Source organism: Rhizobium sp. X9 (genome assembly GCF_018873185.1).
In the GTDB taxonomy this organism is placed as follows: domain Bacteria; phylum Pseudomonadota; class Alphaproteobacteria; order Rhizobiales; family Rhizobiaceae; genus Agrobacterium; species Agrobacterium oryzihabitans.
In genome coordinates, this window is sequence record NZ_CP071311.1 from 1,688,676 (window position 1) to 1,701,752 (window position 13,077).

General features: G+C 59.9%; 14 protein-coding genes. 13 read left to right on the forward strand and 1 reads right to left on the reverse strand.

Annotation, left to right across the window (positions count from 1 at the left end; genetic code table 11):
* Positions 1-541 precede the first annotated feature (541 nt).
* The 9 genes from JZY08_RS08270 to JZY08_RS08310 all read left to right on the forward strand — a co-directional run bounded on the left by JZY08_RS08270 (position 542) and on the right by JZY08_RS08310 (position 7,544).
* On the forward strand, positions 542-1,669 hold the full coding sequence (locus JZY08_RS08270; RefSeq protein WP_253204004.1) for a branched-chain amino acid ABC transporter substrate-binding protein: 1,128 nt from the start codon (positions 542-544) through the stop codon (positions 1,667-1,669).
* A 105-nt stretch (positions 1,670-1,774) separates the two neighbouring features.
* Positions 1,775-2,452 (forward strand): ribulose-phosphate 3-epimerase, encoded by a 678-nt coding sequence (gene rpe / locus JZY08_RS08275; RefSeq protein WP_003495381.1) that lies wholly within the window; start codon positions 1,775-1,777, stop codon positions 2,450-2,452.
* Between the two features lie 61 nt (positions 2,453-2,513).
* Positions 2,514-3,038 carry a hypothetical protein gene (locus JZY08_RS08280; protein ID WP_216329889.1) on the forward strand — a complete coding sequence of 175 codons (525 nt, stop codon included), beginning with the start codon at positions 2,514-2,516 and terminating at the stop codon, positions 3,036-3,038.
* 124 nt (positions 3,039-3,162) lie between these two features.
* On the forward strand, positions 3,163-4,470 hold the full coding sequence (purB, locus tag JZY08_RS08285) for an adenylosuccinate lyase (RefSeq protein ID WP_216329890.1): 1,308 nt from the start codon (positions 3,163-3,165) through the stop codon (positions 4,468-4,470).
* Between the two features lie 68 nt (positions 4,471-4,538).
* The gene (locus JZY08_RS08290) at positions 4,539-5,102 is read left to right on the forward strand and encodes an alpha/beta hydrolase (protein ID WP_003495376.1); all 564 of its coding nucleotides are present in this window, start codon (positions 4,539-4,541) and stop codon (positions 5,100-5,102) included.
* A 203-nt stretch (positions 5,103-5,305) separates the two neighbouring features.
* On the forward strand, positions 5,306-6,070 hold the full coding sequence (gene purC / locus JZY08_RS08295; RefSeq protein WP_003495374.1) for a phosphoribosylaminoimidazolesuccinocarboxamide synthase: 765 nt from the start codon (positions 5,306-5,308) through the stop codon (positions 6,068-6,070).
* A 55-nt stretch (positions 6,071-6,125) separates the two neighbouring features.
* Complete coding sequence (gene purS / locus JZY08_RS08300; RefSeq protein ID WP_003495372.1) at positions 6,126-6,368, forward strand: phosphoribosylformylglycinamidine synthase subunit PurS; 243 nt, start codon at positions 6,126-6,128, stop codon at positions 6,366-6,368.
* 21 nt (positions 6,369-6,389) lie between these two features.
* Positions 6,390-7,061, forward strand: a complete 672-nt coding sequence (gene purQ / locus JZY08_RS08305; RefSeq protein WP_082182522.1) for a phosphoribosylformylglycinamidine synthase subunit PurQ — start codon at positions 6,390-6,392, stop codon at positions 7,059-7,061.
* 78 nt (positions 7,062-7,139) lie between these two features.
* Positions 7,140-7,544, forward strand: a complete 405-nt coding sequence (locus JZY08_RS08310) for a hypothetical protein (protein WP_216329891.1) — start codon at positions 7,140-7,142, stop codon at positions 7,542-7,544.
* Between the two features lie 381 nt (positions 7,545-7,925).
* Here the strand turns inward: JZY08_RS08310 and JZY08_RS08315 are convergent, their stop codons facing one another.
* On the reverse strand, positions 7,926-8,231 hold the full coding sequence (locus JZY08_RS08315; RefSeq protein ID WP_003495365.1) for a DUF1127 domain-containing protein: 306 nt from the start codon (positions 8,229-8,231) through the stop codon (positions 7,926-7,928).
* A gap of 93 nt (positions 8,232-8,324) precedes the next feature.
* Between JZY08_RS08315 and JZY08_RS08320 the strand changes: the two genes are divergently transcribed.
* The 4 genes from JZY08_RS08320 to JZY08_RS08335 all read left to right on the forward strand — a co-directional run bounded on the left by JZY08_RS08320 (position 8,325) and on the right by JZY08_RS08335 (position 13,046).
* Complete coding sequence (locus JZY08_RS08320) at positions 8,325-9,743, forward strand: PLP-dependent aminotransferase family protein (RefSeq protein WP_216329892.1); 1,419 nt, start codon at positions 8,325-8,327, stop codon at positions 9,741-9,743.
* Positions 9,744-9,850: 107 nt separating this feature from the next.
* Complete coding sequence (locus JZY08_RS08325) at positions 9,851-10,447, forward strand: acyloxyacyl hydrolase (protein ID WP_216329893.1); 597 nt, start codon at positions 9,851-9,853, stop codon at positions 10,445-10,447.
* Positions 10,448-10,561: 114 nt separating this feature from the next.
* The gene (purL, locus tag JZY08_RS08330; protein WP_216329894.1) at positions 10,562-12,796 is read left to right on the forward strand and encodes a phosphoribosylformylglycinamidine synthase subunit PurL; all 2,235 of its coding nucleotides are present in this window, start codon (positions 10,562-10,564) and stop codon (positions 12,794-12,796) included.
* Positions 12,797-12,812: 16 nt separating this feature from the next.
* On the forward strand, positions 12,813-13,046 hold the full coding sequence (locus tag JZY08_RS08335) for a BolA/IbaG family iron-sulfur metabolism protein (protein ID WP_003507909.1): 234 nt from the start codon (positions 12,813-12,815) through the stop codon (positions 13,044-13,046).
* The last annotated feature ends 31 nt before the right edge of the window (positions 13,047-13,077 follow it).

The following is a 13,077-nucleotide window of genomic DNA, read 5'->3' on the forward strand; positions in this document are numbered from 1 at the left end:
GCAGTGCTTATAATCGGAACACTTCCGAGGCTTTTTACAGCCAATTTCAGTCGTCCCCTGAAACACGTATATCTAAGCTAAACATTTACTTTCCGTCAAGCAAATCTTCTCGCAAATGCGAAAAAAACATGGCAAAAAGCAAATGTCGAACAAAAAAAGCCGAATATTAGCTTTGTATATCAATGCATTAAAGAAATGAAAATAAAATGTGCAGCCTATCGCGCTGCACTTTAAAAGTGCAGATTATGCTACTATTCTGCACAAAATCTGCTTATAACCGCGACATGTTACAGCATTATAAAGTAAAGAGCCTCTCACTGAGCGCAGTCGATACTTCTTTTGGCACTCGACGGAAATTCCTTTAGCTCCAGAGCAGATATAATCGGCAGATCGCACATAATTGCATCAAAGCCCAACAACCAGGACGTGTTGTCGTCTTCCGATCTTTCAAATCATGTAAGGTCTGGCCTGAACCACCGTGTCAGGGCCGGCGATGTGCGATTCTGCTGGGGTATCGGTGATTTTTCCTTTGGAAAACCGATTGTTGCCGATAAACATCAAGCCGGGACAACAGGATTTCGATCACGTCATGCTTTCACTTCGCCTGCTAACGATTATCGCCGGTTTTGCCTTTGCGGGCTCAGCAAGTGCGGCATCGATTGGCATCGTTGCTCCGCAGAACGGTCCTTATGAGCTTCTGGGGCAGCAGGTGCGGCAGGGCGCAAAGGCAGCGGCCGCCAAGCTCGGGCTGGATATCGTCGAAATCCATGAAAGCTGCGAAGACGGCAGCGGCGGCGCGATTGCCGACGGTCTTGTGGCCGCCAAGGTCAGCGCCGCGATCGGATTTTTATGCACCGAGACGCTGCAGGGCGTTCTGCCGCCTCTCAAGGCGGCCGCCATTCCGGCGATCACGCTCTCCAGCCGTGCCCCGATCCTGATGGAAGACGCCCTTAAATACGGCTGGCCGCTTTTCCGCCTTGCCCCATCGGACAAGGCCGAGTCGGACAGGGCCGCAGAAATCATCCTGCGCGACTGGAAAGGACATTCCATCGGACTTGTGGATGACGGCACGATCTTCAGCCGCGACCTGGTGGACCGCATTCGTTCGACGCTGGAGCAAAACGGGCTGAAACCCACCTTTGCCGATACGATACGTCCGGGCCAGGAACAGCAGGTGGCACTCGTGCGCCGGCTGGCACGAACCGGCATTACCCATGTCTTCATCGGCGCCGAGCGCAACGATGTCGCCATCATCGCCAGGGATGCTGCTTCCGAAAACATTCCCCTCACCATCATGGGCGGCGATGCCATGAATGCGGCGAACAATCCCGTCGCACTTGCTCAGAACGTGCTGGCGATCACGCGCCCCGCCTATGACACGCTGCCCTCGGCACAGGCCGTCGCCGGTGAATTGCGCGCCGCCAACATTGAACCCGAAGGTTACACCCTGCCCGCCTATGCGGCGACGGAATTGACCGCAGCACTCGCGGAGGCGGCGCAATCGCAGGGAAAACCTGCACCCGAAATACTGGCAAGCGGCACTCCGTTCAAAACGATCATCGGCGATATCGTTTTCAATCCGTCGCATGAGGTTTCCGACAACCCCTATCGCCTGCAGCGCTGGAATGGCCAGCGCTTCGAACCTGCGGACAAGGCCGAAAGACAGTAAGCGAAGCCGGTCGTGCCGGAAATTCAACAAGTCGCGGCCGAGGCCGTTTCAAACCCCGAAACATGATGCTAAAGGCAGCTTAACGCGTCGAGAGGAGTTTGCCCCATGTCCCTGCCCATCCGCATAGCACCGTCCATCCTGGCTGCCAATTTCGCCAAGCTGGGACAGGAAGTCGCCGATGTCACGGAAGCAGGCGCGGACTGGATCCACCTCGATGTCATGGACGGCCATTTCGTGCCCAACATCTCGTTCGGTCCTGACGTCATCAAGGCGCTCCGCCCGCACAGCAATGCCTTTTTCGACTGCCATCTGATGATTGCCCCCGTCGATCCCTATCTCGAAGCCTTCGCCAAGGCGGGCTGTGACGGCATCACCGTCCATGCGGAGGCCGGGCCGCATCTGCATCGCTCGCTCCAGACCATCCGCACACTCGGGCTGAAGGCCGGCGTGACGCTCAATCCCGCCACACCACTTTCCGTCATCGAAAACGTGCTTGATGATGTCGATCTCATTCTGATCATGAGCGTCAACCCCGGTTTCGGCGGCCAGAAATTCATTCCCGCCATGCTCGACAAAATCCGCGCGGCAAAAGCGATGATCGGCGACCGGCCGATCGAGCTTGAAGTGGATGGCGGCGTAACGGCACAGACGGCCGGCGCAATCATTGCCGCCGGCGCCAATGCGCTGGTGGCCGGTTCCGCCGTCTTCAAGGGCGACGGCGTCGAAGATTATCGCAAAACGGTCTCGCTGCTGCGCACGGCGGCTGAAGCCGGGCAGTCCTGACCCGCCGCCGAACGCGGAGACGCCGCAAGCGGGACGACAGGGCGTTTGGGTGGGGGCTTTGATGGACAGCGACAGGCAGGAATCCGGCAACACATTATCGGCATGGCTGTTTCCACTTCTCGCCCCGCTCGTCTGGGCCGCCTCTTCGGCGGCCAGCGCCGCCCTTGGTCTTTATTCAAGAAACCGGTTCGAAACCGACCATGCCGCTGATATCGCCATACTGTTCTTCTGCGGCGGCCTCCTCGGCTGGCCACTGGCCATGGTTGCCTTGCGCTTCCTCCCCGCATCCGCCGGCCTGCCGCTGCGCTTTGCGGCAAGCTGCCTTGCCATCGCATTCTTCACCATAGCGGTCGCGGCGGCGCTTTTCGCTTTCCAGTACCGCATCTTTTATGCGCAATGGCATGCACCGGCACTTTCCCGCATCTGGTTTTTCCAGCAGCTCTTCACCTCCCTCGGCGCGATCTACCAGTTCTGCATTCTCGGCCTTCGCCTCTATTTTCCATTTGCCGCTGTTCCGCTGGCGCTGGCGGGCGCAATCCTCTGCCGACGGACCCATGACCGTCCGGACGTCCAAAGGACGCTTTGACATTTGTAATAGGCGCATCGAGCCGGTGCGCTGGCTCTATAGTTGATTGAGATTATCGGAACACTTTGCTAAACGGGCAGCAAATTCCTCCACCAAGAATTCCTCCACTAAGAAAGTCATTGCCATGATCCCTCGTTACTCCCGACCGGAAATGGTCGCCATCTGGTCGCCGGAAACGAAGTTCCGCATCTGGTTCGAGATCGAGGCGCATGCCTGTGACGCGCTTGCCGAACTCGGCGTCATTCCGAAATCGGCAGCACAGACGATCTGGGAAAAGGGCGGCAGCGCCACCTTCGATGTCGCCCGCATCGACGAGATCGAGGCCGTCACCAAGCACGACGTCATCGCTTTCCTGACGCACCTTGCCGAATTTGTCGGCCCCGACAGCCGTTTCGTTCACCAGGGCATGACCTCGTCGGACGTGCTGGACACCACGCTCAACATCCAGCTCGTCCGCGCCGCCGATCTGCTGCTCGCCGATATGGACCGGGTGCTCGCCGCACTGAAGACCCGCGCCTTCGAGCATAAGAACACGGTGCGCATCGGCCGCAGCCACGGCATCCATGCCGAGCCGACCACCATGGGCCTGACCTTTGCCCGCTTTTATGCCGAGATGCACCGCAACCGCGAGCGCCTCGTCAATGCCCGCGCGGAAATCGCCACTGGCGCGATCTCCGGCGCCGTCGGCACCTTCGCCAATATCGATCCGCGCGTCGAAGAGCATGTCTGCGCCAAGCTCGGCCTCATTCCCGAGCCGGTCTCCACGCAGGTCATCCCGCGTGACCGTCACGCCATGTTCTTCGCCGTCCTCGGCGTCATCGCCTCGTCGATCGAAAACGTCGCCATCGAAATCCGCCACATGCAGCGCACCGAGGTTCTGGAAGCGGAAGAGTTCTTCTCTCCCGGCCAGAAGGGTTCCTCCGCCATGCCGCACAAGCGCAACCCGGTGCTCACCGAAAACCTGACGGGCCTTGCCCGTCTGGTGCGTATGTCGGTCGTTCCGGCGATGGAAAACGTGGCGCTCTGGCATGAGCGCGATATCAGCCACTCCTCCGTGGAGCGCGCCATCGGCCCTGACACCACCGTTACCCTCGATTTCGCGCTGAACCGTTTGGCCGGCGTCATCGAAAAGCTGGTGATCTACCCGGACAACATGTTGAAAAACATGAACAAGTTCCGTGGCCTCGTGCATTCGCAGCGCGTGCTGCTGGCGCTGACGCAGGCCGGCGTTTCCCGCGAGGACGCCTACCGCCTGGTGCAGCGCAACGCCATGAAGGTCTGGGAACATGGTGCGGATTTCCTGGAGGAACTGCTGGGCGACGAGGAAGTGCGTGCCGCCCTTCCCGAAGATGCCATCCGCGAGAAGTTCGATCTCGGCTACCACACCAAGCATGTCGACACGATCTTCAAGCGCGTCTTCGGCAACGCCTGAGCAAACACCCTGAAGTTAATGCCGTCGCGGCCTTGATCGCGGCGGCATCACGACACAGATATGGGCGCATGAAAGTTTCAGAAGCAGATATCCTCATCGTACCGGGTTACACCAATTCCGGCCCAGACCACTGGCAGACCCGCTGGGAGCGCAAGCTTTCCACCGCGCGCCGTGTCGAGCAGGCGGAGTGGACAAAACCGGTGAGGCACGATTGGGTGGCGCGGCTCGTGGAAGAGGTCAACGCCTCGACCAAGCCCGTCGTTCTCGTCGCCCATTCGCTGGGTGTGCCGACCGTCATCCACGCCATTCCGGAAATCGGCAGGAAAGTTGCAGGCGCGCTTCTCGTCGCACCGCCGGATGTCGCCAATCCGGATATCCGGCCGAAACATCTGATGACCTTCGGCCCCTATCCGCGCGATCCGCTGCCATTTCCGGCCATCACCATCGCCAGCCGCAACGATCCCTTCGGCTCCTACGAACATGCCGACGATATTGCCGCCGCCTGGGGTTCGCTGCTGATCGATGCCGGCATGTCCGGTCATATCAACGCCGAGTCCGGCCATGGCCCATGGCCCGAAGGCGGCATGGTGTTCGCCCAGTTCCTGAGCCGCCTGAAGGCAAACGAGCCCTGAGAGGTACGAAGGGCGAGACCCGTCCCGCCCCTTGCCGCTCGCGCCGGCCGATTTTCAGCCATGGGACATTGTCGGCCCGACATAAGAATTGAAGGGAAGATATGCGCGCTGCATTGTAGAATGCACTCTTTTCCTTTATGGGACCGCTCAAAGACAGAAACGTAACGCCACCAGAATCGGCGTCAACCAAGAGACCTGCCATTATGAACCGTCGCCGCCGTATTTACGAAGGCAAGGCCAAGATCCTTTACGAAGGTCCGGAGCCAGGCACGCTTATCCAGTTCTTCAAGGACGATGCGACCGCCTTCAACAAGAAGAAACACGAAGTCATCGACGGCAAGGGTGTGCTGAACAACCGTATCTGCGAATATGTCTTCACGCATCTGAACAAGATCGGCATTCCCACGCACTTCATCCGCCGCCTCAACATGCGCGAGCAGTTGATCAAGGAAGTGGAGATGATCCCGCTCGAGATCGTCGTGCGCAATGTCGCCGCCGGCTCTCTCTCCAAGCGTCTCGGCATCGAGGAAGGCGTGGTTCTTCCGCGCTCCATCATCGAATTCTATTACAAGTCGGACGAGCTGGAAGACCCGATGGTCTCCGAAGAGCACATCACGGCTTTCGGCTGGGCCAACCCCGCCGAGCTTGACGACATCATGGCGCTTGCCATCCGCGTCAACGACTTCCTGTCCGGCCTCTTCCTCGGCGTCGGCATCCAGCTCGTCGATTTCAAGATCGAATGCGGCCGCCTTTTCGAAGGCGACATGATGCGCATCATCCTCGCCGACGAGATTTCGCCAGACAGCTGCCGTCTCTGGGACATCGAGACCCAGAAGAAGATGGACAAGGATCTGTTCCGCCGCGACATGGGCGGGCTTCTCGAAGCCTATTCCGAAGTTGCGCGCCGTCTCGGCATCATCAATGAAAACGAACCGATCCGCGGCACCGGCCCAGTCCTGGTAAAGTAATATCGGCCGCGTGAAGTAATATTGGCCTAGCAAGGTAAAATCAGGAGAAGATCAGGTGATCAAGGCACGGGTGACTGTTACGCTGAAGAACGGCGTTCTCGATCCGCAGGGCAAGGCAATCGAAGGCGCGCTCGGCAGCCTCGGTTTCGGCGGCGTCGGCCATGTCCGTCAGGGCAAGGTCTTCGACCTGGAGCTCGAAGGCGCCGACAAGGCCAAGGCCGAGACCGACCTGAAGGCGATGTGCGAAAAGCTTCTGGCCAATACGGTTATCGAAAACTACTCTATCGCCATTCTCTAAAAGCCGCAGGAGCCGCCGACCATGAAATCCGCTGTCGTCCAACTTCCCGGCCTGAACCGCGACCGCGACATGATCGCGGCGCTCACGAAAATCTCCGGCACGGCGCCCGTCACCATCTGGCAGACGGAAACGGCACTTCCGGATGTGGACCTGATCGTCATTCCCGGCGGCTTCTCCTACGGTGACTATCTGCGTTGCGGCGCCATTGCCGCCCGCATGCCGGTCATGCAGGCCATCCGCGAAAAGGCCGAAAAGGGCGTCAAGGTTCTCGGCGTCTGCAACGGATTCCAGATACTGGTCGAAGCGGGCATGCTGCCGGGCGCTCTGATGCGCAACGCCTCCCTGAAATTCGTCTGCCGTGAAGTTAAACTCGAAGTCGTCAACAACGACACCGAATTCACCCGTGCCTATGACAAGGGCCAGGTCCTGCGTTGCCCCGTCGCCCATCACGACGGCAACTACTTCCTCGATACGGATGAGCTCAAGTCCGTTGAAGACAACGGTCAGGTCGTGTTCCGTTATGCTGACGGCACCAACCCCAACGGCTCGCTGAACGACATTGCCGGCGTCATTAACGCTCAGGGCAACGTTCTCGGCATGATGCCGCATCCTGAAAACCTGATCGAGGCCGCCCATGGCGGCAATGACGGCCGCGGCCTCTTTGCCTCGGCGCTCGGCGTCATCGCAGCCTGACAGACCGGGCGGGCTTCAAGCCCGCCTTTTTAATGCCCGCTTGCGGCTGCCGCTTCGGCCTCTCTTCTGGATGACCTGATGTCTCTTGCTTTTCGACTGAATGCCTACAAAGCTACCGGACTGATCCTTGCTGCCGTCGCACTCGCCGCCTGCCAGCCGAAACCGCAGCCGGCGGCCTCCGTTTCCCGCGCCGCCCTGCCGACGATGGAACGGATCGCGCTAGGTGCCAATGCCTGCTGGTTCAAGTCGGGGGATGCAGCTTTCAAGGCCTACCGTCTGGCGCCGGAGTTGAACTCCTTCTCCGGTCGGCCGCGCATTCTGCTCGTGCCGCGCAACAGCCCGGAATCGCGCCCCATGCTGGTCGTACAGGCCGAGGGTAACCCGGCAAAGCTCGATGCTTTCGGCCCCATGATGAACGAGACCGTTTCAGGCCGCATCGCAACCGATGTCAAACGCTGGGCGAATGGCGGCAAGGGCTGCTGATCTCATCGTACGCGACAAAAAGATTCTAGGCCGGCGCGTCGGTTAAGACGCTTGCCCTTTGGAGTACGCGCTCGCTTCCTCATTCCTGTGCTTGTCACAGGAATCCAGCCAGCCCAAGTCCTTGGGCTGAAAGGACTCTCACCGCCGCGCGAGAGCCGCGTCGACTGGATTCCTGTGACAAGCACAGGAATGAGGGGCGTGGGGATGCATCGCGGCAGGAAACTCCTCACGTCATATGTTTAGGTGTATTGGTTTGGCGAAAATGCTCCAAGCAGTCCAAACACAAAAAGACCCGCCAACGCCGGTTGGGACTGGCGTGGCGGGCCTGCCGAATGGCAATTCAGGCACCGGGGAAAGATGGCGCCGCTCTCCGGCAGAAAATTAAAGCGGCCGCGTTGGCCACGAGAAAAGCTGCGACTTTGCGGCCTCCTTCAAGGCCTCGTCGCGCGTGACGCCGATATCCTGCAGAAGATCGTCCGACAGTTCACGCAAAGCGAGCCGTCCCTGTCGTTTGTCGTGCCACTTGAACAAGCCCGTAATCAGGCGACCAATAAGCGTGCGAGCGATCTCAGCCGGATACGGCGCCGGTGCGACCATGTCGCCGGCATCGCGGAACACGCGTTCCCGTTCGTAACCGTCAGGATAAATTGTATCCGTTGTCGAAAGGTATTGATCCATCTTGCGCATATTGCACCTATTGTCTCCGTGCGTTTAGCCTCACTTAATGCATCCAATAAATACAATTGACTTGGATACAGATACAATGCATAAATTGTCACCATGACAAATTGGCTTCCCGACATTACCGAGGGCAATGGGCCCATTTACCTGCGCCTTGCAGACAGTATCGAAGGCGCGATTTCGGACGGCATTCTGAAGGCGGGCTCGAAATTGCCGCCGCAACGCAATCTCGCTTATGATCTCGGCGTGACAATCGGCACAATCAGCCGGGCCTATGCGCTCATCCACGAACGTGGTCTCGTCAGCGGCGAAGTCGGGCGTGGCACCTATGTCAACGAGAGCAAGACCCCTGCCCCGTCGTCACGTATCGAACCGGCAGCGTCTGCATTCGGCGGCACACGCCACCCGATCGAAACCAGCGCGGAGTTTCGGCTGAATACCACCGCAGCACCCGATGTCGGCCAGAGCACGCTGATCACCGGGCACATCGAGGCAGTCACCCGGGACCATCCTTTCGAAGTCGCCAACTATACCCGCGCGCTTCCAGACAGCTGGTGTATGGCGGGCGTCCGCTGGCTTTCCCAGAACGGCTGGTCGCCGAAACCGGAAAACATCGTTTCGACGCTCGGCGCCCATGCGGCGGTGATGAGCGTGGTGACGGCGATGACGGCGCCGGGCGACCGGATCGTTTTCGAACCCCTCACCTATTCCCATATCAGCCGCAGCGCCGCGCTCGCCGGACGGCGGGTAACGCTGGTGGAAGCGGATGAGAAGGGCATTGTCCCTGATGATTTCGAGCGCATCTGCGCCCAGCAGCACCCCAAGATGATCTTCCTGATGTCGGCCGGCCAGAACCCGACCTGCGCCACCCTGCCCGAAGAGCGGCGGCGTACAATCGCCGATATCGCCCGCAGATACGGCGTATGGATCGTCGAGGACAATCTCTATGGTGCGATGACCCGCGAGGCCATTCCCCTGATTGCGGAATTTGCGCCCGATATCACCTTCGTTGTCGGCGGCCTGTCCAAATCCGTTTCCGCCGGCGTCCGCGGCGGCTGGGTCGCCTGCCCGGCACAATTCTCATCGCGGATACGCATTTCGCATTCGATGATAACCGGCGGCCTGCCCTTCATGCTGGCAGAACTGAATGCGCGGCTCGTCAACAGCGGCGACGCCGATGACATCCGCAAGGATTGCATTGCCGAGATCAACCAGCGCGAGGCGATCGCCAGACGCGTTTTTACCGGGCTGGAATTCAACTCCCTGCCGGATATCGCCTTCCTGTGGCTGCGGCTGCCCGAGCCCTGGCTTTCCGGCACATTCCGCAATGCCGCCATGAAGGAAGGCGTGCTGATCGACGACGAGGACGAGTTCAAGGCCGGGCGCACGGAGAAGGTTTTCCACCGTGTCCGCATCAGCTTCTCCGGGCCTCCCAAACGCGAGGATCTCACCCATGCCTTCGGCACCTTGCGGCATCTGCTCGACAATGGTTCGGCCGGTTATGAAAGCGAGGCGTGAGCGGGAGCGAGTCTTTCCTGCAACACGACCTCTAATTCAGTAACTCATTATTTACCAAACCGGCGAATCTGCCATCCTTTCCCTACTCCGGAGCGGGGAATGATTCGATGGCAGCATTCGGTTCCACTTCAGCCAGGGTATTTGTTGCCCTCGCGATGGTTTTCGCAGCATGTGTGTTGAGTGACGTGACGCCGGCCGCCGCCGCAGACGGCACGGTGTTCGATGAATTGCGTTTCGGGGTCACAACCTCGCTCGCCGATCGCGGTGGCGGTGGCGGTGGCGAAGACGGCGTATTCCCGGCCTTTACCGCGTATTTCGATCCCTTCGCGAGCGCATCGGCCATCACCCTTGGCGAAAAGCTTGCCCGCCCGCGCCTGCATCTGGGTGCGGAAATCGGCACCGAGGGCGAAGCAAATACTATTTACGGCGGCGTCAACTGGACCTTCGACCTCAATCCGAAAATTTTCGTCGACCTCGGCTTTGGCGGCCTGTGGCATGACGGCAGGCTGAGAAACGGCCCGGGCGAAACCGGCGCGGAATTCGGCTGCCGCGTGCTTTTTCATGAATATGCCGCCATCGGATATCGCTTCAACAGCAACTGGAATATTTCGACCCAGATCGAACATGCCTCCCACGCCAATCTGTGCGACGGCCCCAATGACGGGCTGACGCGTGTGGGACTAATGGTCGGCTACAAGTTCTGAATAAGCCAACAAAGCAGCGTTTTGCCGGCAAAACGGCGCATTTTCCTGTCGCACGATCAAGCCTCTTGCGGTAAAGAACCGGAAACTTTCCTCGGCTCGAACCGCGTGAGACCTATGTCTATCTCAAATTCCATCAAGATCACCCCGGAACTCGTTGCATCCCACGGGCTGAAGCCCGACGAATACCAGCGTATCCTCGACCTGATCGGACGGGAGCCGAGCTTTACCGAGCTGGGCATCTTCTCGGCCATGTGGAACGAGCACTGCTCATACAAGTCCTCCAAGAAGTGGCTGAAGACCCTGCCGACCAAGGGCCCACGCGTCATTCAGGGCCCCGGTGAAAATGCAGGCGTGGTGGATATCGATGATGGCGACTGCGTCGTCTTCAAGATGGAGAGCCACAACCACCCATCCTATATCGAGCCCTATCAGGGTGCGGCGACCGGCGTCGGCGGCATCCTGCGTGACGTCTTCACCATGGGTGCCCGCCCGATCGCCGCCATGAACGCCCTGCGTTTCGGCGCACCCGATCATCCGAAGACCCGCCACCTAGTGGCTGGCGTCGTCGCCGGTGTCGGCGGTTACGGCAACTCCTTCGGCGTGCCGACCGTCGGCGGCGAAGTGGAGTTCGACCCGCGCTACAACGGCAACATCCTCGTTAACGCCTTTGCCGCCGGCCTTGCCAAGTCCAATGCGATCTTCCTGTCGGAAGCCAAGGGCGTCGGCCTGCCGGTGGTCTATCTCGGTGCGAAGACCGGCCGCGACGGCGTCGGCGGCGCGACCATGGCCTCGGCCGAATTCGATGAGTCGATCGAAGAAAAGCGCCCGACGGTTCAGGTCGGCGACCCCTTCACCGAAAAGTGCCTGCTGGAAGCCTGCCTCGAACTGATGAAGACCGGCGCGGTCATCGCCATTCAGGACATGGGTGCAGCCGGCCTCACCTGCTCGGCCGTCGAAATGGGCGCCAAGGGCGATCTCGGCATCGAGCTCGATCTCAACGCCGTACCGGTGCGCGAAGAGCGCATGACGGCTTACGAAATGATGCTGTCGGAAAGCCAGGAGCGCATGCTCATGGTTCTCGAGCCCTCCAAGGAAGAAGTCGCCAAGGCGATCTTCGTCAAATGGGGTCTGGACTTCGCCATCGTCGGCAAGACCACCGACGACCTGCGCTTCCGCGTGCTGCACAATGGCGAGGAAGTCGCCAACCTGCCGATCAAGGATCTCGGCGATCAGGCCCCGGAATATGACCGTCCGTGGACGCCCGCCAAGGTTCAGGCGCCGCTTTCGGAGAACGACGTTCCAGACGCAGACATTGCCGACGCGCTGGTATCGCTGGTCGGTTCGGCCAACAACTCCTCGCGCCGCTGGGTATACGAACAGTACGATACGCTGATCCAGGGCAACTCCCTGCAGCTGCCGGGTGGGGATGCGGGCGTGGTTCGCGTCGAAGGCCATGACAAGAAGGCGCTGGCCTTCTCCTCCGACGTGACGCCGCGTTATGTCGAGGCTGATCCCTTCGAAGGCGGCAAGCAGGCCGTTGCCGAATGCTGGCGCAACATCACCGCAACCGGTGCTCTGCCGCTGGCGGCCACCGACAACCTCAATTTCGGCAATCCGGAAAAGCCGGAGATCATGAGCCAGCTCGTGCATGCCATCAAGGGCATCGGCGAAGCCTGCCGCGTGCTGGAATTCCCGATCGTTTCCGGCAACGTCTCGCTCTATAACGAGACCAACGGTCAGGCGATCCTGCCCACCCCCACCATCGGCGGCGTTGGCCTGCTGAAGGACTGGGGCCGTATGGCGCGCATCCGTTTTGCCGCCGCTGACGAAGTGGTACTACTCATCGGCGCCCCTGCCGGCCTCGGCACCCACATCGCCCAGTCCGTTTACATGCGCGACATCCATGGCCGCATCGATGGCCCGGCACCGCATGTGGATCTGGCAGCCGAAAAGACGAACGGCGATTTCGTCCGCACGCTCATCACCGACGGTCTTACGACAGCCGTTCACGATTGCTCTTCGGGCGGTCTCGCACTTGCTGTTGCCGAAATGGCGATTTCCTCGGGCATTGGCGCGACGATCGATGCGGTCGAAGGCCACAATCCGGTCCTCACCTTCTATGGCGAAGACCAGGGTCGTTACGTTCTGACGGTGAAGAAGGCCGATCTCGACAAGGTGCAGGCGGCGGCCAAGGCGGCAGGCGTTTCCTGCCCGGCAATCGGCGTCACCGGCGGTGCAAGCGTAAAGCTGGGCACGGCGCGGGCTGTCGAGATTAAAGAATTGCACTTGGCCTATGAATCGTGGTTCCCTCAATTCATGGACGGCGAAACTTTGATCGCCGCAGAATGAATTAAGGAGAAACACCATGCCCATGAAACCCGGCGACATTGAAGACATGATTAAGGCGGGAATTCCCGGGGCAAAGGTCACGATCCGCGATCTGGCCGGTGATGGCGACCATTACGCGGCGGAAGTCGTCGCGGAAGCATTCAAGGGCAAGACCCGCGTGCAGCAGCACCAGATGGTCTATGACGCGCTGAAGGGCAATATGGGCGGTGTTCTGCACGCCCTTGCCCTGCAGACCTCGGCTCCCGAATGATCGCGGCCGTGAGAGCGGTTCGGGCAAGACA